This is a genomic window from Micromonospora cabrerizensis, from assembly GCF_022230955.1.
Classification (GTDB): domain Bacteria; phylum Actinomycetota; class Actinomycetes; order Mycobacteriales; family Micromonosporaceae; genus Micromonospora; species Micromonospora cabrerizensis.
On record NZ_JAKKFI010000101.1, the window covers coordinates 37,857 to 56,000 of the forward strand.

Below are 18,144 nucleotides of genomic sequence, written 5' to 3' on the forward strand. Positions count from 1 at the left end.
TCTCAGCCCCCGATCGCGGACATCGGCCGGGTCGGCTGGAGGAAGGTGGGGTCGTCGATGCCGTGCCCGGCGCGCTTGCCCCACATCGCGGTGCGCCAGCGCCGGGCCAACTCGTCGTCGTCCGCGTCGGCGCGCAGCGCGGCGCGCAGGTCGGACTCCTCCGTGGCGAAGAGACAGGCGCGGACCTGGCCGTCCGCGGTCAGCCGGGTGCGGTCGCAGTCCCCGCAGAAGGGGCGGGTCACGCTGGCGATCACACCGACCCGCGCGGGGCCGCCGTCGACCAGCCAGGTCTCCGCCGGCGCCGCACCGCGTTCGGCCGGGTCGGGACTGAGGTCGAAGACGGTACGCAGGGAGGTCAGGATCTCCTCCGCGGTGACCATCGTGCTGCGGTCCCAGCCGTGCTGGGCGTCCAGCGGCATCTGCTCGATGATCCGTAGCTGATAGTCGTGGTCGAGGGCGAAGCGCAGCAGGGCCGGTGCCTCGTCCTCGTTGACACCGCGCATCAGCACCGAGTTGATCTTCACGGGGCTGAGCCCGGCAGCCGCCGCCCCGGCGAGCCCCGCCAGCACCGCGTCGAGGCGGGGGCGGCGAGTGAGCCGGGTGAACCGGTCCGCGTCCAGAGTGTCCAGTGAGACGTTCACCCGGTCCAGACCGGCGGCGCTCAGCGCCGGGGCCAGCCGGTCCAGCCCGATGCCGTTGGTGGTCAGCGAGATCCGGGGGCGGGGCCGCAACGCGGCGACCGCGGTCACGATGCCGACCAGCCCGGGCCGGATCAGCGGCTCACCGCCGGTGAACCGCACCTCGGTCACACCGAGCCGCTCGACGGCCACCCGGACCAGCCGGACGATCTCCTCGTCGGTCAGCAACTCGGGGCCGGCCAGCCAGGGCAGACCTTCGGCCGGCATGCAGTAGGTGCAGCGCAGGTTGCACTTGTCGGTGAGGGACACGCGCAGGTCCCGGGCGACGCGGCCGTACCGGTCGACGAGGACCCCGTTGGTCCCCGGGGCGGCGCTCACCTGTCGACCGTAGCGCGCTCGGCCCCGCCCAGGGCGGCACGGGCGGTCTGGACCACCACATCTCGGTAACTGTCGCCGAACAGCGAGGTGTGCACGAGCAGCAGGTGCAGTTGGTGCAGCGGCACCCGCTCGCGCCAGCCGGCCGGCAACGGCCAGGTCTCCTGATAGGCGGCCAGCACCCGATCCAGGTGAGGGATGCCGCCGAAGAGGGCGAGCTGAGCAAGATCTGTTTCCCGGTGCCCGCCGTGCGCCGCCGGGTCGACGAGCCAGGCCCGGTCGTCGGCCCCCCACAGCACGTTGCCCGGCCACAGGTCGCCGTGGATGCGGGCGGGCGGCTCGTCGCCGCCGAGCCCGCCGACCCGGTCGATCACCCGCTCGACCAGGGTGACATCGGCGCTGGTCAGCGCACCGGCGTCGACCGAGCGCCGTAGGTAGGGGGTGAGGCGTCGCTCGGCGAACCACGTCGACCAGGGCCCGTCGGTCGGGGTGTTGTCCTGGGGTAGTGACCCGATGAACCCGGCCCAGGCCGCACCGAAGGTGGCCGACCCCGCCCGGTGCAGGGCCGCCAACTCGCGGCCGAAGCGGTCCGCGGCCTCCGGCGTCGGCTCGCCGGGCTCCACCCAGTCGAGCGCCAGCAGGTCTGGTAGAGCCACGAGCACCTCGGGTACGGCGACAGCGCCGGCCTCCCGCAGCCAGCGCAGGCCGGCCGCCTCGGCGGCGAAGAAGCCCTCCGGTGCTGGTCGGTCGGCCGCCTCCGGCCAGGACTTGGCGAAGACGGAGTGGCCGTCGTCCAGCGTGAGCCGGGTCGCGGCACAGATGTTTCCACCGGCGACCGGCGTCTCCCGGAGCCGCTGATGGGTCCGGAAGGTCGGCAGGTGTGCCGGGTGCGCGCGCAGGTACGCCAGGTCCATCAGCGCACGGTAACCGCTCCCCATGACAGCACGGTCGCGACCGAGGACACCGGCACCGTTCCGGCACCTCGTATGTGCGGCCTGAGCAGGGAAAACACGCTGAGTAGCTGTGGATAAGTCGCGTGTCGTCCACAGGGTCTGTTGGGCCGCCCGGACCCGCCGCACGCTTCCGTCATGACCTCGACCGAACGCTCCCAGCTCGCCGTGCGCTCACCCGCCGACCTGATCGCCGCGGTGCCGTACCTGCTCGGCTTCCATCCCACCGACAGCGTCGTCGCCGTGGCGTTGCTCGGCCGGCAGATCATCTTCGCCGCTCGGGCGGACCTGCCCGACCCGTCCACCGACCAGGTCGAGCGGGCCCGGCACCTGGCCGGCGTGATCCGCCGGCAGGGCGCGGAGGCCGCCACCGTGGTCGGTTACGGGCCACCCGACCGGGTGACGCCGGCCGTGGACGCGGTGCGCGCCGCACTGAGCGCCGGCGGGATGGACGTGCTCGACGCGCTGCGGGTGACCGACGGCCGGTGGTGGTCCTATCTCTGCACCGAGCCCGACTGCTGCCCGCCCGAGGGTCGGCGCTACGACCCGACCGCCAACCCGTTGACCGCGTCCGCGGTCTTCGCCGGCCAGGTCGCGCTCCCCGACCGGGCCGCCCTCGTGGCACAGGTGTCAGCGGTGGACGGCCCGGCGCGCGACGCGGCGCGCGCGGCCACCGCCCGCGCCAGGCCGAGGCTGGCCGAGCTGATCGAGCAGGCGCCCGAGAGTGATCTGCTCGGCGGTCGCGCGGTGCGTTCCGCCGGGGTGACGGCGGTCCGCGAGGCCCAGCGCCGGCAGCGCCGTGGTGAGCGTCTTGACGACGACGAGGTGGCCTGGTTGGGCCTGCTGATGACCCACCTGCCGGTCCGGGACCACGCGTGGGAACGCACCGACGGTCGGGACCGGGACATCGCCCTCTGGACCGACGTGCTGCGTCGGGTCGAGCCGGAGCTGGTTGCCGCCCCGGGCGCTCTGCTGGCGTTCGCGGCCTGGCGTGCGGGGCAGGGGGCGTTGGCGGCGGTCGCACTGGAACGCACGCTGAGCCTGCACCCCGACTACTCGCTGGCCGTGCTGCTGGACGACATGCTCCGCCGGGGTGTGCCCCCGTCCGAGCTGGACGGCTGGCCGTCGGTCGGGATGCCTGGTGTCATCCGCCCCCGCAAACGGAGTCGACGTGGCCGCCGCTGACCAGTCCGGTAATACCGTCGGTGCCACCAGAGTTGATAGGCTGGCGGCCATGACCGTGAAGCGCTCCGTGAGCCTCCCCGACGACGTCGCGGAGTGGCTCGACCAGCAGCCCAACGTCTCGGCCGCGATCACCGCGGCGGTGCGCGCTCAAATGGCCGTCGTGCACGTCCACGAGGTGCTGCGACGAGCCGGCATCGAGGTGACCGAGGCGGGCAGGGCACGGTGGCGGGAGCGGCTGGCGACACCCATTCCGCCGGACGCCCTGGCCGAGGGACGCCGGATGTTGGGAGGTGCCGGATGAGCGATCGGATCGCGGCCGTGTTCGACGCGTCGGCGTTGACGGCCTACCTCGACGGCAACGTGTCGGTGGGGGAGTTGATGCTGGAGGTCGCTGACGAGGGGCGGCAGGTGGCGGTTCCCGCGACCTGCCTGGCGGCCGCCCACGCGAGCGTGGGTGACGAGATCGACGCCGCGCTGCTGGCGCTGATGATGAGTGCCCCGATGATCTGCCTGCTGCCGCTCGATGCCGGTGATGCGCAGGACACGGGCAGACTGGCCCGCGCGGTGGGTGGAGACATCTCGTTCGGTCATGCGGCCCGTGTGGCACTCACCCACGGGGCGCACTACGCGACCGTGCAGTCCGCGATGGCGGCGAAGGTGCTGCCGACCAACTGGAGCATCCTCGACCTGGCCTGACGGCAGAGCATCCGTCGAAGGATGTAGGCGTTGCTCCTGTCCACGGCCGACGCGGCAGCGCCACCACCACCGGAGACTGATCTCGTGACCCCCGAATTGCTGCTGTCGCTGGCCGGGCTGGCGTTGATCGACAGCACCAGCATCGGCACCCTCTTCATCCCGGTCTGGCTGCTGCTCGCCCCCGGGCCGGTCAACGCCCGGCGGATCCTGGGCTACCTCGCCACGATCGCGGCGTTCTACCTCGCGGTGGGGCTGCTGCTGGTCTGGGGTGGCAGCCAGCTGGGCGACGCGCTGGGCGGTGCCCTGGACAACCGGGGAGTGCTCTGGGCGCAACTCGTCCTCGGCGTGGCGATGCTGCTGCTCAGCTTCCGTTACGACGGCAAACGACGATCCGGCACCGGTGGCGTGCTGCGCTGGCGGGACCGGGCCACCGCCGGCGACTCCTCGGCCCGGTGGTTGGTCGGGCTCGCGCTGCTCGCCGCGCTCGCCGAGGTGGCGACCATGCTGCCGTACCTCGGTGCGGTGGGGCTGTTGGCCACCTCGGGAGTCGGGTCGGCGACCGTGGTGGCGTTGCTGGCCGGCTACTGCCTGGTCATGGTGCTGCCGGCGATGCTCCTGCTCGGTGCCCGGGTGGCCCGCCCGACGTTGGTCGAGCCGGTGCTGGCACGACTGAACACCTGGATCGTCACGAAGGCGGGCAGCGCGTTGAGTTGGATCCTCGGCATCGCCGGCTTCCTGGTCGCCCGGGACGCCGCCGTCCGGTTGGAGCTGTTCGACCTGCTCAGTCGTTGAGCGTCAGGCCGGCTGCTCCACCGTGATCCGGTGCGGCCCGGTGTAGACGTTCATGGTCCGGCCACGCAGGAAGCCGACAAGCGTCATCCCCGCCTCGTCGGCCAGTTCGGCGGCGAGAGTGCTCGGCGCGGACACCGCGGCGAGCATCGGCAACCCCGCCATCCATGCCTTCTGGGTCAGCTCGAAGCTCGCCCGGCCGGAGACCAGCAGCAGGTGCCCGGCCAGCGGCAGCCGCCGTTGTCGCACCGCCCAGCCGATCACCTTGTCCACGGCGTTGTGCCGGCCCACGTCCTCCCGGATCACCACCAGCTCACCGTCCGGGGTGAACAGCCCCGCCGCGTGGAGCCCACCGGTCCGGTCGAAGCCGCGCTGGGCGGCGCGCAGCCGGTCCGGCAGGTCGGCGAGGAGCGCGGCCGGCACGCTGAGCGGATCCTCCGCGACCGGGAACAGCGACCGGGTGCGGATCGCGTCGATGCTGGCCTTGCCGCAGACCCCGCAGGAACTGGTCGTGTAGAAGTTCCGGGACGGGTCGGTGGTCGGTTCCGGTACGCCGGGTGCGAGCACCACGTCCACCACGTTGTACGTGTTCGGCGTCTCCGCGCCGGCACAGAGTTGAGCGGTCAACACGTCATCGGTCGACCGGATCAGCCCTTCGGTCAGCAGGAACCCGATGGCCAGGTCCAGGTCGTCGCCCGGGGTGCGCATCGTGACGGCGAGCGGTCGCCGGCGGCCGGGACCGGCCGCGCCGACCCGGATCTCCAGCGGCTCCTCCACGGCCAGCGTGTCCGGCCGACGGACGGACCCGCGCCCGGCGGTCGCAGCGTCCAGGTCGATTCGGAGTACGCCCCGTCGATCAGTTGCCCGTCCCATCCCGCCATCCTCCACCTCGGGTCGGCGGACGCGCACGGCCACCGGGCATCGGGCACCCGGCAGCGACGCCGACCGGGCGTCGACAGGGCTACCGTGGCCGGATGGGGACGTACGCCGCCGTGGTGCTCGCGGGTGGGGCCGCCCGACGGATGGGCGGCGTGGACAAGCCGGCGCTCCCGGTCGGTGGGCGGCCGATGCGCGACCGGGTGCTGGCCGCCGTCAGCGATGCCACGCCGCGGGTGCTGGTTGGTGCAGCCGACGCCGTCCCCGAAGGAGTGCGGGTCATCCGGGAGGACCCGCCCGGGGGTGGCCCGGTCGCCGCGGCGGCTGCCGGGCTGGCGCTGCTCGATCCCGACACGGCACTCGTCGCGCTGCTCGCCGCCGACCTGCCGCTGCTCACCCGGTCCGCGGTCGGCGAGCTGCTGGGTCAGGTCGCCGAGGAGGGCCGGGCAGCCGGTGGCGAACGGCGGCCCGACGGAGCCTGCTTCGTCGACGGGGACGGCCGGCGGCAGTCGCTCTGCGGTGTCTGGCGCGTCGCCGCGTTGCGGGCCGGGTTGGGCCGGCTGACGGTCGAGCGCGGCGGCAGCCTGAGCGGGGCGCCGGTCCGGGCTCTGCTGGCCGGGCTGGTCGTACGGGAGGTGCCCTGGTCCGGCGACGGCCCGCCGCCGTGGTTCGACTGCGACACTGACGAGGACGTACGCCGGGCGGAGGAGTGGGCGCGATGACGGTGATGGACGACTGGGTCACGGCGGTGTGCACGGAGTTGGATCTGGACCCGGTCGGGGTGCCCGTGCCGGCGGTGCTGGACCTGGCCCGCGACGTCGCCCACCAGGTGCTGCGGCCCGGGGCGCCGGTCACCGCGTACCTGCTGGGGCTGGCGGTTGGTCGAGGGGCCGACCCGGCCGACGCCGCGGCCCGGGTCAGCGCGCTGGCGGGCACCTGGCCCGTCGAGCTGGGCGCCGACCCCGCGGACCCGGCGGCGCCCTGACCGCCGTTGTCCGATCCCGGTCCGGGCTGATTCGACCCCTGGGCGGCGTGGGTAGGGTGATCGAGACGGACGGAGGCGATCATGACGGCTGACCACCCCTCGGCGCCGCACGGTGAGCTGCCCGGCACCACGGCTGAGCCGGTGGAATCGATCCTGCTCGACGAGCCCAGCACCACCGATCTGCGGGCGAAGGTGACCGAGGCGTGGCAGGAGTTCGCCCGCGCGCTCGCTGTGCGACTGCGGGACCTTCCGGTGGGCGCGCATCTCGACGTGACGCTGGACCCGACGGCTTCCGGCACCGGAGACGCCGTCTACTCGGTCAGCGTCGACGTGGACGCCGACGGCGCGCTGTCCGCCCGCGCGGTGGGAAACGCCACCCTACCGGCGGGTTACCGACTCGACCGGGGCGCGGTGGCGGACATGGTGGCGCTCGGTTGGTCCCCGCCCGGGGTGGTCGCCGGCTCCGGCGGTTCCTTCGGGCTGAACGCAACGACCGGCGAGTCGACGCGGGTCGCCACGCTGCTCTCCCGCACGCTGCGTGACGTCTACGGTGCTCCGCACCCGGCCTTCCTCGTCTACCTGGTGCACGACGCCGAGGGCGAGCCGCTGTCCGTGGAACCGCTGGGCACCGCGCGCAGCGAGTTCGGCCCGGACGCCGACGTCGAGGCGGACCTAGAGGAGGCGCTGGCCGAGGCGGCCGCCGCGCAGGTCGAGCGGGACGACGTGCTCGACCTGGCCGACCGGGTCCGCACCGTGGTCTCCACGATGCTCAAGTCGGACACCGACCGGTTGCAGATCGACTCGGACGGCGACATCACCATCCGCGCCGGCTCGGCGATGGTCTTCGTGCGGGTGCGGGACAACCCGCCCCTGGTGGACGTCTTCTCCCCGGTGCTCACCGAGGTGGAGCCGACCGAACGCCTCTACGTCAAGCTCTCCGAGCTGACCAACCGGATGCCGATCGGCCGCCTCTACTGCGCCGACGACACGGTCTGGGCCTCCATCCCGGTCTTCGGCCGCAACTTCCAGGCCACCCACCTGATGCTGGCGGTGCAGGTGATGACCGGTCTCGCCGACGAGCTGGACGACCGTCTGCACGGCGAGTTCGGCGGCAAGCGCTTCTTCGGCGAGGGCGACAAGCCGGTCCGGCGCGACGAGTCGGAGCACCGCACCGGCATGTACCTCTAACCGACGTCCAGCAGGGTCCTGCCGACCGTCGCGCGCGCCTCGATGGCGGCGTGCGCGTCGGCGGCGCGGTCCAGCGGGAATCGTCGGCCGATCAGCGGTCGCAAATGGCCGGCCGCCGAGTCCGCCAGGGCCTGCTCGGTGTACGCCCGCAGCCGCGCGGGCCTCGTGCCGCGACGCGACCATTGCACCTGTTGAACCGGGCTTGAGGTCAAGGCCGGGTGGAGGGGCCCACGCCCGGGGATTCGACCAGCCGCGAGAGCACGATGGTGCTGCGGGTGGAGGTCACGAAGGACTCGGCGCGCAGCCGCTCCAGCGCCGCCTCCAGGTGGGCGATGTCGGCGGCGCGCAGGTGCACGAGTGCGTCTGCCTCTCCGGAGACCGTGTACGCGCCGACCACCTCGGGGTGTCGACGTGCGGCCACCCCGATCTGTGCGGGGGTGGTCCGGCCGGCGCAGAACAGCTCGACGAAGGCCTCCGTGGTCCACCCGACGGCGGCCGGGTCCACGACAGCGGTGAATCCCCTGATCACGCCGGTGGCCCGCAGCCGGTCGACGCGACGCTTGACCGCCGGGGCGGAGAGTGACACCCGGGTGCCGATGTCGGCGTACGACGCGCGGGCGTCGGCGACGAGTAACGCAATGATCCGCTGGTCTACCGCGTCTATCTGCAACGTTCCGCCTCTGGGAAGCAACGGTTGTGGCTGTTACCAAAGTTCAACGGTACCTACTCTTGGTGACCGTGAACCAGCACCGAGTCCCGCGAAAGCGGACATATCTCATGTGCTCGCCGGAGCACTTCGCGGTTGAGTACGCCATCAACCCGTGGATGGACGTGACCACCCCGGTCGACCGGGACCTGGCCGTCAAACAGTGGGACCGGCTGCGCGAGACGCTGGTCGGCCTCGGTCACGAGGTGCACCTGCTCACGCCCGGGCACGGCCTGCCCGACATGGTCTACGCCGCCAACGGCGCGTTCACCGTGGACGGCAGCGTGTACGGCGCACGGTTCAAGCACGAGCAGCGGGCCGCCGAGGCCGCCGTTCACCATGCCTTCTACGAGTCGCAGGGCTGGCGGTTCATCGCACCGAGCGAGACCAACGAGGGTGAGGGCGACTTCGCGTACGTGCCGGAGGCGCACGGCGGGCTCATCCTGGCCGGGCACGGGTTCCGCACCGAGCTTCCGGCGCACGGTGAGGCGCAGGAGGCGTTGGGGCGGCCGGTGGTGTCGCTGCGCCTGATCGACCCTCGCTTCTACCACCTGGACGTGGCGCTCGCGGCCATCGACGACTCGAACGTCGTCTACTTCCCGGGTGCGTTCTCGGCGGCCAGTCAGCGGGTGCTCACCCAGCTCTTCCCGGACGCGGTGATCGCCGACGACGAGGACGCGATGGCCTTCGGGCTGAACCTGGTCAGCGACGGCGCCAACGTAGTACTCAACAGCGAGGCCACCCGCCTGGCCGGCAAGCTCAAGGCCGCCGGCTACACCCCGGTGCCGGTCGAGCTGGCCGAGCTGAAGAAGGGCGGCGGCAGCGTGAAGTGCTGCATCGCCGAACTGCGGCCCTGACCCGCGAACGCCTCGGGGCCGGCCTCCCAACGGGAGACCGGCCCCGAATCGTGCTCCGGGTGGGCGTTCAGCCCAGCGTGGCCAGCTCGTTGATCAGCACGTTCGACATGACCTGACCGTCGCGCTGCACCTCCCGCAGATACCACTTCTGCTGGGGCGTGCGCGGCTGGTTGAACTGCCAGATACCGCGCGGGCTGTCGATCTGGCCGATCTTGCCGAGTGCCAGGTTGACCTGCTGCGGGGTGGGTGACCCGCCGGTCAGCTGGATCGCCTGGTCGAGCACCTGCGCCGCGTCGTACGACGCCATCGCGTACGTGGTGGGCGTGACCTGGTACTTCTTGCGGTAGGCAGAGGCGAAGACCCGGTTGGACGTGTTGTTCAGGTCGGCCGAGTAGTTGAGCGCGGTCTGGATGCCCAGCGCGTTTTCCTTCAGGTTCTCCAGCACGGTGCCCTCGGTGAGGAAGCCGGGTGCGTAGATCGGCCCGGCGAACTTCTCCCGGAGCTGCTTGATGAACTCCACCGCGGCGTTGCCGGCGAAGAAGCAGAAGACGGCCGTGGGCTTCTTGGCCAGTGCCTTGGTGATGTCCGAGGCGTACGTCGTCTTGCCCGGGTTGGGGGTGGCGTTCGTGTAGGTCACCGGGTCGCCGATGCGTGGGTCGGTGGCGCCGAACTCCTGCCGGAAGCCGCGCACCACGTCCGGGCTGCCGACGTTCTCCGGCATGATGATCGCGACGCGGCCGTTCGCCGGCAACTGGTCGCGCAGGTAGCGGCCCAGCGCGCGGCCGGCCTCGTCCAGCACGTACGACGTCCGCCAGATGTAGAAGACGCTCTGCAGGCTGCTCGGTGAGGCGTTGGAGCCGATCAGCGGGACGCGGGCCTCCTCGACGGTGTCGCGGATGCCGACCATCACCGCCGAGTTGACCACGCCGGTGAGCGCCAGCACGCCCTGCTTGAGCAGGCCTTCGACGGCGGCCTTGCCGCTCTTCGCGGTGTCACCCTCGTCGGCGGTCAGCAGGTCGACGGGGTGGCCGCCCAGCCGCTGGTCGTGCAGGTCGAGGAAGAGCTGGAAGCCGTTGGTGATGTCGTCGCCGATGCTCTTGAACCCGCCGCCCTGCGGCGTGATCAACCCGATCTTGATCGGGCCGCGGTTGGCGGTCGGCTGGGCGTCGGTGTCGGAGCCACATCCGGCGACGAACCCGGTGGTACCGAGCGCGGCCAACAGTTGGAGCGCCCGCCTGCGATTCATCTGCGACACCGAGTTCCTTCCAAGGAGCGTTACAGGGCCGAACACCGCCCCTCCGGCGTTCTACCTGGTCCGCGACGCTGCGTCAATGGCTATAGATCATCGTGCAGGGACCGCAACACGTCGAGAACCCGTGGCCAGGCGGAGGACTCGGGGTCGATCAGCCCGAAATGCTCACATCCGGGTAGTTCAACAAGGGAGATATCGGATCCTCCGCTGCGGGCTTCTGTGACGAAGTCGCGGCTCATCTCCGCCGGAACCTGTTGATCCTCCGTGCCGTGCATGACTACGGTGCGTGTGCGAATGGGTACCAGCATTCGTGGATCCGCCGCCGCGTACCGGTCCGGGACCTCCGCTGGGCCACCGCCGAGCAACGCCGCCACCGCGCCCGCGTCCAGGTCCCGCCGGTACGCCTCACCCAGGTCGGCCACCGGGGCCAGGGCGAGCACCCCGGCCACCGTCGCCGGGGCGGTGGCCGCCACGTACATCGCCAGGTGCCCACCGGCAGAGTGCCCGAGCAGGATCGGCGCGGCCCGGGTCACCCGGCCGGGCAGCGCCTCGGCTGCCAGCGTGGGCAGCTCGGCCACCCCGGTCAGCACGTCGGTCAACGTGCCCGGCCAACCGCCTCCCGGCTGCCCGGTCCGCCGGTACTCCAACTGCGCCACCGGGTAACCGCAGGCGGCGAGAGCGGCGGCGAGCGGGCCGGTGTGCCGCCGGTCGTACTCGGCCCGCCAGAAACCGCCGTGCACCACGACGACCAGCGGTCGCGCCGGGCCGGCGCCCACCGGACAGCGCAGGTCGGCCACCTGGTCCGGGTGGTCGCCGTAGGCGACGGTCCGGTCGGGTGCCGGCGCGGGGCGGGTCAACACGGCGCGCGGGTCGACAGGCATGGCGCGACGGTAGCGCGCCCCGCCCGGGTGTTTCGGCCCCGGGAGTAGGTCCCGGGCGGCATGGGTCGCACCGGCTGGGTAAAGATGGACCCCATGACCGAAGCGCGCTCCGCTGGACAAGACGACGAGCCCGGCACCGACGACCCGGGCCACTCCGGCACCGTTGTGGTGGTCGGCCCGGACGGCCGGCCGATCGGCACGATGCAGACCGACGACGGCCAGGGCGAGGACCCGACCCGCCTGGTCGAACAGCCGGCCAAGGTGATGCGGATCGGCAGCATGATCAAGCAGCTGCTGGAGGAGGTGAAGGCCGCACCCCTGGACGACGCCAGCCGCAACCGGATGCGGGAGATCCACGAGCGGTCGATCGTCGAGCTGAAGGAGGGCCTCGCCCCCGAGCTGCGCGACGAGCTGGAGCGCATCTCGCTGCCCTTCGCCGAGGACAAGGCCCCCAGTGAGGGCGAGTTGCGGATCGCGCACGCCCAGCTCGTCGGTTGGCTGGAGGGCCTGTTCCACGGCATCCAGGCCGCCCTGGTGGCCCAGCAGATGGCCGCCCGGGTCCAGTTGGAGCAGATGCGCGGCGGCCGACAGGCGCTGCCCAGCGGCCCCGGCGGGATGGTCGCCGGGATGCCGGGCATCGCTCAGCCGGGCGGCGGTGAGGGCCACAACACCGGCCAGTACCTCTGACCGGCCGTCACGGCCCGCTCAGCCCAACCCGAAGACCTTCTCCAGGTACGCCGCCACGCCGTCTTCGGTGTTCGCCGTCGTCACCTCGTCGGCGACCGCCAGGACGGCGCGGTGCGCGTTGGCGACCGCCACGCCCCGCCCAGCCCAGGTGAGCATCGGCACGTCGTTGGGCATGTCGCCGAAGGCCAGCACGTCGGCGGCGCTCACCCCGAGTCGATCGCAGTACCAGTCCAGGCCGGCCGCCTTGGTCACCCCGGCGGCGGAGATCTCCACCAGGCCGGAGGACGACGAGTGGGTGGCCTCGGCCAGCCCTGCCAACGCTGCCGTGATCAACTCGACGAACGCGTCCGGGTCCTGCTCGCCGGCCCGCGCCAGCAGCTTCACCGCCGGCACCGAGAGCAACTCCTCCGGCGTCTCGATCGGTCGGATCCCCTCGGGGTCGACGTCCCAGCGCAGCGGGTAGTGCGCCTCGTGTCGCATCTCCCGGCTGTTGAGGATCTCGACGGCGAAGCTGATGCCGGGCACCTCGGCGCGAAGCCTCCGGGCCACCTCGGCCAGGTGCTGCGGTGCGAGCGGGTCAGCCCGCAGCACCTCGTCGGAGAACGGGTCGTAGACCACGGCCCCGTTGGCGCAGACGGCCGGCAGAGGCTCGGCCAGTTGGTCGTACACCATCTTGAGCCAGCGGACCGGACGGCCGGTGACCAGGACGACCGGCGTGCCTCGCGCGGAGATCCGCGCGAGCACGTCGGCGGTGCGTGGGCTGACGGTGTGGTCGTCGCGGATCAGCGTGCCGTCGATGTCGGTGGCGATCAGGCGGGGTGTCTCGTGCATCACCGGGACAGTAGCCGGTCCAGGTACACCGCCACCCCGTCGTCGTCGTTGCGCAGGGTCACCTCGTCGGCGGCGGCCCGGACGTCGGGGTGCGCGTTGGCCACCGCGACCCGCGCCCAGCCGGCCCACTCGAACATCGGCAGGTCGTTGGGCATGTCACCGAAGACCAACACGTCGGCCGGGTCGACCCCGAGAGCCTGCGCCACCACGGCCAGCCCGCTCGCCTTGTCCACGCCGGGCGGGCAGATCTCGATGAAGCCGAGCCCTGCCTGGGTGAGCGTCGCGACCTGCGGTCCGACGATCCGGCGAGCCACCGCCAGCAGCTCGTCCACGTGGTGGTCGGCGGTGCGGGCGAACGCCTTGATCACGTCGCAGGCGAGGCACTCGTCGCGGGTGCGCGCCTCGAAGCGGTCCTGGTAGGGCCAGCTCTCGTGGTAGTCGCCCCAGAGCGGGGCGTCGTGCTCGTCGGACGCCTCGACCATCACGGTCAGCGGGCCGACCTCCGCCTCCAGGTCGGCGAGGAGGCGGGCCAGCACCTCGGCCGGCAGCCGCTCGTCGCGGAGCACCACCGGGCCGGTCGGGTCGCTCTGGTCGACCACCCGTCCGCCGCCGGCCATCACCAGGAAGTCGGCGGCGCGGATGTCGTTGCGGGTCAACTCGGTCAGCCGAGGGCCGCGACCGGTCGCGCCGACCACCGGAATTCCGGCGGCCCGCACCCGGTCGAGCACCCCATGGGTGTACGCGGAGACGGTCTCGTCGCTGCGGACCAGCGTCCCGTCGAGGTCGGTCGCGATCAGCTTGGGTAGTCCCGGGCGGGTCATCGTTCCTCCTTCGCCCGCCGCCGTCGCAGCCTGCCGTGCGGTCGGAAAAGCCGAGGCCCGGCGTGACGGCGGGCAGCAACCGTACCTCGCGGAACCGGTCGCATCCATGGCTTCCCGGCGAATCGGACGCCAACGAGCGGCACACCTTCGGTGTCCGTCGACCGCAGCGCGACGAGGACCCCGGTCGACCGGATCCGCGCAGCTCAGGACGAGGTGTCGGGGCGCGCGAACGGCGCGGCGGGGGTGACCGTCAGGTCGACCGGTGCGGGCAGGCCGTCCTCCTGCACCGGGTCGCGGTCCTTGCGACGGCGCCAGGCACGGGCCGGGGCGTCCCCGGGCCGGTCGTCGTCCTCCGGCGTCCCAACCGGCGCGGCCGGGGCCAGCCGCAGGGCCGCGCCGAACAGCACGCAGGCGGCGAAGGCCATGATCAGACCGCGGCCGTACTCGGCCCGGAAGCCGTCCTGCGCCGAGTAGAGGAAGGTCCGCTGACCGGAATCGTTGAGGGTGGCCGCGGCGGCGACCAGCAACGCCAGCAGGGCACCGGCCAGCGTGAGGCCCGCCAGCCGGGCATTCGACCGCACGGCCGCCGTGCCGCGCAGCGCCAGCACCACGGTGCAGACCAGGGCGAGGAGCCCGACCAGGTAGCCGACGCCGAAACCGCCGATCTCGGACACCCCGGCAGGCACCTCGATCGTGGTGTTCCCCTCGGGCCCGCCGTTCGGCAGGCTCATCACCAGCCACTCACCGACCATCGAGGCGACCCCTGCCACCGCGCCCAGACCGGCGAGCAGCAGAGGCAGCCGAGGGTCCTGGGTGAGCCCGGCCAGGGACCGACCGAACCGGCGGCGCGGGGCCGAGCCGTCGTCGCCACCCCACTCGATCACGGCCAGGCCGTCGGAGCGGTCGCCCTGCCGTGGGATGGGAATCTCCTCGGACATCGGTCATCCTTCCGCCCGGTCACGGACCTGGATCGCATCATGGCACAGCCAGCTGTGCGTGACGGGGATCGCAGGGCGGGCGTCCGTGCCGGTCGGTCGCTCGGAGGTCACCTTTCCGCTAGCGTTCTCCCCATGCCTATCCGTACCGCTTCAGCACAATGGCAGGGCAATCTCACCGAGGGTGCCGGCACCGTCCGCACCGGTAAGGGTGGCCTGTCCGGCAACTACTCCTTCAAGTCGCGCTTCGAGGAGGGTGAGGGCACCAACCCCGAGGAGCTGATCGCCGCCGCGCACGCCGGCTGCTTCTCGATGGCGTTCTCGAAGGCCCTCGCCGACGCGGGTTCGACGGCGACCTCGGTCGAGACCACCGCCAAGGTCCACCTGGACAAGACCGACGCCGGGATGACCGTGACCCGGATCGACCTGGAGACCGTCGGCCAGGTCCCGGGCATCGACGACGCGGAGTTCCAGAAGCTCGCCGAGGCCGCCAAGGCCAACTGCCCCATCTCGCGCCTGCTCTCGCCCGGCGCCGAGATCACCCTCAGCGCCCGCCTGGCTTCCTGAGCCGGTCGACCCACGAACCGCTCGACCACGGAGAGAGTCCTCGCCCACCTCGGGAATCACTCTCTCCGTGGACCCGCGGGCCCGGTGCGGTGCCCCAACTGACCGGGCCTCACGCACCCCGCATCGGGCACAATGGGTGAGGTGCCGGTGGAGATGACCCGTGAGCGCTTCGAGGAACTCGTCGGCGATGCCCTCGACGAGGTGCCCGAGGAACTGCTCGGCCTGATGAACAACGTGGTGATCCTGGTCGAGGACGACCCGCCGCCGGGTGAGGCCGACCTGCTCGGTCTCTACGAGGGCCATGCCCTCACCAGCCGCGGCTGGGACTACTCAGGCGTCCTTCCGGACCGGATCTTCATCTACCGACACCCGATCCTGCGGATCTGCGACAACGACGACGACGTCGTCGACGAGGTGGCGGTGACCGTCGTGCACGAGATCGCCCACCACTTCGGCATCGACGACGAGCGGCTGCACGCGCTGGGCTGGGGCTGAGCGTCACCGGTCAGCGGCAGCCCGACCCGCCACACGGCCGATGTCCCGTGGTTGCCCGGGTCGCCTACCTTCGGTGCAGCGACCGCAACCCCTGTCAGGAGGCACCCTTTCATGCGCAGCGAGCTGTTCTCCTCGGAGAACCTGGAAAAGGAGTCCGCACAGCCCGGCATGCGGCTGCAGAACTCCAAGATGTTGAAGATCGAGCTCAACGGTGAGGCGATGGCCCGGGTCGGGTCGATGGTCGCCTACCAGGGAAATGTGCAGTTCCAGGCGTTGGGCTCGGGTGGGCTCGGCAAGTTTCTCAAGCAGAAGCTCACCGGCGAGGGCGTCCCGCTGATGAAGGTCTCCGGCCAGGGTGACGTCTTCCTCGCCGAGCTGGCCAAGGACGTGCACATCATCGACCTGGAGCCGGGCGACGCCCTCTCCATCAACGGCTCCAGCGTGCTCGCCTTCGACTCTTCCCTCCAGTACGACATCCGGATGGTCGGCGGCGCCGGGATGGCCTCCTCGTCCGGCCTGTTCAACTGCGTGTTCAGCGGCCACGGCCGGATCGCCATCACCACCAAGGGCACGCCCGTCGTGCTCAACGTGGACGCGCCGACGTACGTCGACCCGCAGGCCGCGGTCTGCTGGTCGGCCAACCTCCAGACCGGCTACCACCGCGCCGAGCAGATGGGCCTCGGCACACTGCTGGGCCGACGCACCGGTGAGTCGTTCACGATGAGCTTCGCCGGCCAGGGCTTCGTGGTGGTGCAGCCGTCCGAGGAGCCGCCGGTCATGGGCAGCGGTCAGCAGCAGCAGGAGGGTGGTCTGCTCGGCGGTCTGCTGAGCTGACCGCAGCGGCGCGGGCGCTCCCGGATACGGGAGCGCCCGGTCAGGTCAACTCGCCGGTGCGCAGTCGAGCCAGCCAGGCCGCCGCGTCGGCGTAGTCGACGTCGGAGAGGCCGGCCGGTGCGGGCACCGGCCGCTCGCCCGCCGCCTCGGCCCACCGGTGCCGGGGGTACGAGCCCAGGAAGCGGACGTCGGCGCAGACCCGCCGCAGCCCCTGCAACGCCTCGCCCAGGCGTACGTCGGCCACGTGCCCGGTGCAGTCCAGGAAGAAGACGTACCGGCCCAGCGCCTCCCCGGTCGGGCGGGACTCGATGCGGGTCAGGTTGACCCCGCGGACGGCTAGCTCCATCAGCACCGACAGCAGCGCGCCGACCCGGTCGTGGGCGATGTAGACCGCGAGCGAGGTGAGGTCGTCGCCGGTCGGCGGCGGAGGCGGCCCGGGACGGGACACCAGCACGAACCGGGTCACCGCGTCGGGATGATCCGCGATCTTGTCGGCGAGTATCGCGAGCCGGTGCCGGGTCGCCCCGATCGGCGCGCAGATCGCCGCGTCGTACTCACCGGCACCGGCACCGGCGGCAGCGGCGCCATTGGAGAGCACGTCGACCACGGCGCTGTCGGGCAGGTGGTCGCGCAGCCAGCCCCGACACTGGGTGGACGCCTGCGGGTGGGCCGCCACCGTCCGGATCGAGGTCAGCGAGGTGCCGGGTCGGGCGCCGAGCACGAACTCCACCGGCAGGATCACCTCCCGGGTGATCACCAGTGGCTCGCCCTCGGCCATCTCGTCCAGCGTGACGCCCACCGCGCCGCCGATCGAGTTTTCCAGCGGCACCAGCGCGGCATCGGCGTCGGAGTCACGGACGCTGTCCAGCGCCTCGCCGACGCTGCGGGCGGGCGTACGGGTGCCGCGTTCGGCGGCGGGGACGGAACGCAGGGCCTGCTCGGCGAAGGTGCCCTCCGGCCCGAGGTAGACGAAACGTGTCGGCGGTGTTCCCGGCATGCCGATCAGCCTACGCACCCGGCCTGGCGGCCGGACCGGCCTCACAGGCGAGGGCGCGGATCCCGGCGGGGCCGGTGGCGCGTACCTCGATGGTGCAGACGTCGGTGCCGGCCGTGACCAGCGTCGGTGCGGTGGGCTGGCCCCGGGTGACCACCTGGAGTTCCTCGTGCCCGGTCACGTTCAGCACGGTGAACTGCCAGTCAGCGGCGCAGAGTGGGCCGGTGCGGACCTGGACCCGGACGTTGGCCGGGAGGACTCCGGCCCGGCCGCGCAACAGCTGCACCACCCGCTGCCCGGTCGGCCCGTTGCGGCAGGCGGTCGCGACCAGCCCGGGATCGGCGGTGGGCGTGAGGGCGACGGACGGCGGTGCGGTTGCCTGCGGGGTGGCGGGAGCGGTGCTCGCGCCAGGTGGTGTCGGGGCCGCGGTGCGGGTGGGCAGGGCGGTCGGCTCCCTCAGCTCGGGTGGGGCGCCACAGCCGGCCAGCACCGTGACGACGAACACCGCGAGTGCGACCGGCAGGCCCCGGGCGCCAATCCGCGCGGGGACGCGACCGGTCGACCGGCCACGGGTCGCCGGTGAGATGTGGGTCGTCGCCCGC

24 protein-coding genes are annotated in these 18,144 nt (G+C 72.2%); 12 read left to right on the plus strand and 12 right to left on the minus strand.

What is annotated here, in order from left to right; translation table 11 throughout:
- Positions 1–2 precede the first annotated feature (2 nt).
- Together moaA and LADH09A_RS26925 are read right to left on the minus strand one after the other, a co-directional pair.
- Positions 3–1,016 carry a GTP 3',8-cyclase MoaA gene (gene moaA, locus LADH09A_RS26920; protein ID WP_238648411.1) on the minus strand — a complete coding sequence of 338 codons (1,014 nt, stop codon included), beginning with the start codon at positions 1,014–1,016 and terminating at the stop codon, positions 3–5.
- Complete coding sequence (locus LADH09A_RS26925) at positions 1,013–1,927, minus strand: fructosamine kinase family protein (RefSeq protein ID WP_238648471.1); 915 nt, start codon at positions 1,925–1,927, stop codon at positions 1,013–1,015. The genes moaA and LADH09A_RS26925 overlap by 4 nt, the downstream gene beginning before the upstream one ends.
- 174 nt (positions 1,928–2,101) lie before the next feature.
- Here LADH09A_RS26925 and LADH09A_RS26930 point away from each other — a divergent pair, with 174 nt between their 5' ends.
- The 4 genes from LADH09A_RS26930 to LADH09A_RS26945 all read left to right on the plus strand — a co-directional run bounded on the left by LADH09A_RS26930 (position 2,102) and on the right by LADH09A_RS26945 (position 4,636).
- Positions 2,102–3,148 (plus strand): DUF4192 domain-containing protein, encoded by a 1,047-nt coding sequence (locus LADH09A_RS26930; RefSeq protein WP_238648412.1) that lies wholly within the window; start codon positions 2,102–2,104, stop codon positions 3,146–3,148.
- A 49-nt stretch (positions 3,149–3,197) separates the two neighbouring features.
- Positions 3,198–3,449, plus strand: coding sequence for a hypothetical protein (locus LADH09A_RS26935; protein ID WP_238648413.1), 252 nt, complete (start codon positions 3,198–3,200; stop codon positions 3,447–3,449).
- Entirely contained in the window at positions 3,446–3,844 is a 399-nt protein-coding gene (locus LADH09A_RS26940) for a hypothetical protein (protein WP_238648414.1), read from the plus strand. The genes LADH09A_RS26935 and LADH09A_RS26940 overlap by 4 nt, the downstream gene beginning before the upstream one ends.
- A gap of 84 nt (positions 3,845–3,928) precedes the next feature.
- Positions 3,929–4,636 (plus strand): GAP family protein, encoded by a 708-nt coding sequence (locus tag LADH09A_RS26945; protein WP_238648415.1) that lies wholly within the window; start codon positions 3,929–3,931, stop codon positions 4,634–4,636.
- Positions 4,637–4,639: 3 nt separating this feature from the next.
- Here LADH09A_RS26945 and fdhD read toward each other — a convergent pair whose 3' ends face one another.
- Positions 4,640–5,506: a formate dehydrogenase accessory sulfurtransferase FdhD gene (gene fdhD / locus LADH09A_RS26950; protein WP_238648416.1), complete on the minus strand. Its 867-nt coding sequence runs from the start codon at positions 5,504–5,506 to the stop codon at positions 4,640–4,642.
- Positions 5,507–5,607: 101 nt separating this feature from the next.
- Between fdhD and mobA the strand changes: the two genes are divergently transcribed.
- From mobA to LADH09A_RS26965, 3 genes are all read left to right on the plus strand, one after another.
- Positions 5,608–6,231, plus strand: a complete 624-nt coding sequence (gene mobA, locus LADH09A_RS26955) for a molybdenum cofactor guanylyltransferase (RefSeq protein WP_238648417.1) — start codon at positions 5,608–5,610, stop codon at positions 6,229–6,231.
- Positions 6,228–6,494, plus strand: coding sequence for a DUF6457 domain-containing protein (locus LADH09A_RS26960; protein WP_238648418.1), 267 nt, complete (start codon positions 6,228–6,230; stop codon positions 6,492–6,494). Before mobA ends, LADH09A_RS26960 begins: the two co-directional genes overlap by 4 nt.
- A gap of 81 nt (positions 6,495–6,575) precedes the next feature.
- Positions 6,576–7,682 carry a T3SS (YopN, CesT) and YbjN peptide-binding chaperone 1 gene (locus LADH09A_RS26965; protein ID WP_238648419.1) on the plus strand — a complete coding sequence of 369 codons (1,107 nt, stop codon included), beginning with the start codon at positions 6,576–6,578 and terminating at the stop codon, positions 7,680–7,682.
- Here LADH09A_RS26965 and LADH09A_RS26970 read toward each other — a convergent pair.
- On the minus strand, positions 7,679–7,870 hold the full coding sequence (locus LADH09A_RS26970; RefSeq protein WP_238648420.1) for a zinc-binding dehydrogenase: 192 nt from the start codon (positions 7,868–7,870) through the stop codon (positions 7,679–7,681). The genes LADH09A_RS26965 and LADH09A_RS26970 overlap by 4 nt on opposite strands.
- Before the next feature lie 20 nt (positions 7,871–7,890).
- On the minus strand, positions 7,891–8,352 hold the full coding sequence (locus LADH09A_RS26975; RefSeq protein ID WP_088950743.1) for an Lrp/AsnC family transcriptional regulator: 462 nt from the start codon (positions 8,350–8,352) through the stop codon (positions 7,891–7,893).
- A gap of 59 nt (positions 8,353–8,411) precedes the next feature.
- Between LADH09A_RS26975 and ddaH the strand changes: the two genes are divergently transcribed.
- Positions 8,412–9,245, plus strand: a complete 834-nt coding sequence (ddaH, locus tag LADH09A_RS26980) for a dimethylargininase (RefSeq protein ID WP_372492357.1) — start codon at positions 8,412–8,414, stop codon at positions 9,243–9,245.
- Positions 9,246–9,312: 67 nt separating this feature from the next.
- On the opposite strand, the gene LADH09A_RS26985 is transcribed toward ddaH, so the two are convergent.
- Entirely contained in the window at positions 9,313–10,500 is a 1,188-nt protein-coding gene (locus LADH09A_RS26985; RefSeq protein ID WP_238648423.1) for an ABC transporter substrate-binding protein, read from the minus strand.
- An 80-nt stretch (positions 10,501–10,580) separates the two neighbouring features.
- Entirely contained in the window at positions 10,581–11,378 is a 798-nt protein-coding gene (locus LADH09A_RS26990; RefSeq protein WP_238648424.1) for an alpha/beta hydrolase family protein, read from the minus strand.
- An 84-nt stretch (positions 11,379–11,462) separates the two neighbouring features.
- Between LADH09A_RS26990 and LADH09A_RS26995 the strand changes: the two genes are divergently transcribed.
- The gene (locus LADH09A_RS26995; protein ID WP_238648426.1) at positions 11,463–12,065 is read left to right on the plus strand and encodes a bacterial proteasome activator family protein; all 603 of its coding nucleotides are present in this window, start codon (positions 11,463–11,465) and stop codon (positions 12,063–12,065) included.
- Between the two features lie 18 nt (positions 12,066–12,083).
- On the opposite strand, the gene LADH09A_RS27000 is transcribed toward LADH09A_RS26995, so the two are convergent.
- The 3 genes from LADH09A_RS27000 to LADH09A_RS27010 all read right to left on the minus strand — a co-directional run bounded on the left by LADH09A_RS27000 (position 12,084) and on the right by LADH09A_RS27010 (position 14,655).
- Complete coding sequence (locus tag LADH09A_RS27000; protein WP_238648427.1) at positions 12,084–12,896, minus strand: HAD family hydrolase; 813 nt, start codon at positions 12,894–12,896, stop codon at positions 12,084–12,086.
- On the minus strand, positions 12,896–13,717 hold the full coding sequence (locus LADH09A_RS27005; RefSeq protein WP_238648428.1) for an HAD family hydrolase: 822 nt from the start codon (positions 13,715–13,717) through the stop codon (positions 12,896–12,898). Before LADH09A_RS27005 ends, LADH09A_RS27000 begins: the two co-directional genes overlap by 1 nt.
- Before the next feature lie 203 nt (positions 13,718–13,920).
- A complete protein-coding gene (locus LADH09A_RS27010; protein ID WP_238648429.1) occupies positions 13,921–14,655 on the minus strand; it encodes a hypothetical protein in 735 nt (244 codons plus the stop codon).
- Between the two features lie 132 nt (positions 14,656–14,787).
- Here LADH09A_RS27010 and LADH09A_RS27015 point away from each other — a divergent pair, with 132 nt between their 5' ends.
- The 3 genes from LADH09A_RS27015 (at position 14,788) to LADH09A_RS27025 (ending at position 16,548) form a co-directional block, all read left to right on the plus strand.
- Positions 14,788–15,219, plus strand: coding sequence for an OsmC family protein (locus LADH09A_RS27015; protein WP_110564777.1), 432 nt, complete (start codon positions 14,788–14,790; stop codon positions 15,217–15,219).
- Positions 15,220–15,366: 147 nt separating this feature from the next.
- Positions 15,367–15,714, plus strand: coding sequence for a metallopeptidase family protein (locus LADH09A_RS27020; protein WP_238648472.1), 348 nt, complete (start codon positions 15,367–15,369; stop codon positions 15,712–15,714).
- 111 nt (positions 15,715–15,825) lie between these two features.
- Positions 15,826–16,548, plus strand: coding sequence for an AIM24 family protein (locus LADH09A_RS27025; protein ID WP_238648430.1), 723 nt, complete (start codon positions 15,826–15,828; stop codon positions 16,546–16,548).
- A gap of 40 nt (positions 16,549–16,588) precedes the next feature.
- Here the strand turns inward: LADH09A_RS27025 and pheA are convergent, their stop codons facing one another.
- Both pheA and LADH09A_RS27035 read right to left on the minus strand, forming a co-directional pair.
- Positions 16,589–17,545: a prephenate dehydratase gene (gene pheA, locus LADH09A_RS27030; RefSeq protein WP_238648431.1), complete on the minus strand. Its 957-nt coding sequence runs from the start codon at positions 17,543–17,545 to the stop codon at positions 16,589–16,591.
- Between the two features lie 10 nt (positions 17,546–17,555).
- Positions 17,556–18,047, minus strand: a complete 492-nt coding sequence (locus LADH09A_RS27035) for a hypothetical protein (protein WP_238648432.1) — start codon at positions 18,045–18,047, stop codon at positions 17,556–17,558.
- Positions 18,048–18,144: the final 97 nt, after the last annotated feature.

Excerpts from the sequence above, each read along its gene's own strand:
- mobA (WP_238648417.1), top strand. The coding sequence starts at position 5,608 with ATGGGGACGTACGCCGCCGTGGTGCTCGCGGGTGGGGCCGCCCGACGG.
- LADH09A_RS26925 (WP_238648471.1), bottom strand. The coding sequence starts at position 1,927 with ATGGACCTGGCGTACCTGCGCGCGCACCCGGCACACCTGCCGACCTTC.
- LADH09A_RS26990 (WP_238648424.1), bottom strand. The coding sequence starts at position 11,378 with ATGCCTGTCGACCCGCGCGCCGTGTTGACCCGCCCCGCGCCGGCACCC.
- LADH09A_RS26935 (WP_238648413.1), top strand. The coding sequence starts at position 3,198 with ATGACCGTGAAGCGCTCCGTGAGCCTCCCCGACGACGTCGCGGAGTGG.
- LADH09A_RS27015 (WP_110564777.1), top strand. The coding sequence starts at position 14,788 with ATGCCTATCCGTACCGCTTCAGCACAATGGCAGGGCAATCTCACCGAG.
- LADH09A_RS26965 (WP_238648419.1), top strand. The coding sequence starts at position 6,576 with ATGACGGCTGACCACCCCTCGGCGCCGCACGGTGAGCTGCCCGGCACC.
- LADH09A_RS26995 (WP_238648426.1), top strand. The coding sequence starts at position 11,463 with ATGGACCCCATGACCGAAGCGCGCTCCGCTGGACAAGACGACGAGCCC.
- LADH09A_RS26940 (WP_238648414.1), top strand. The coding sequence starts at position 3,446 with ATGAGCGATCGGATCGCGGCCGTGTTCGACGCGTCGGCGTTGACGGCC.
- pheA (WP_238648431.1), bottom strand. The coding sequence starts at position 17,545 with ATGCCGGGAACACCGCCGACACGTTTCGTCTACCTCGGGCCGGAGGGC.
- LADH09A_RS26960 (WP_238648418.1), top strand. The coding sequence starts at position 6,228 with ATGACGGTGATGGACGACTGGGTCACGGCGGTGTGCACGGAGTTGGAT.
- LADH09A_RS26930 (WP_238648412.1), top strand. The coding sequence starts at position 2,102 with ATGACCTCGACCGAACGCTCCCAGCTCGCCGTGCGCTCACCCGCCGAC.
- fdhD (WP_238648416.1), bottom strand. The coding sequence starts at position 5,506 with ATGGGACGGGCAACTGATCGACGGGGCGTACTCCGAATCGACCTGGAC.
- LADH09A_RS27025 (WP_238648430.1), top strand. The coding sequence starts at position 15,826 with ATGCGCAGCGAGCTGTTCTCCTCGGAGAACCTGGAAAAGGAGTCCGCA.
- LADH09A_RS27000 (WP_238648427.1), bottom strand. The coding sequence starts at position 12,896 with ATGCACGAGACACCCCGCCTGATCGCCACCGACATCGACGGCACGCTG.
- LADH09A_RS27005 (WP_238648428.1), bottom strand. The coding sequence starts at position 13,717 with ATGACCCGCCCGGGACTACCCAAGCTGATCGCGACCGACCTCGACGGG.
- LADH09A_RS27010 (WP_238648429.1), bottom strand. The coding sequence starts at position 14,655 with ATGTCCGAGGAGATTCCCATCCCACGGCAGGGCGACCGCTCCGACGGC.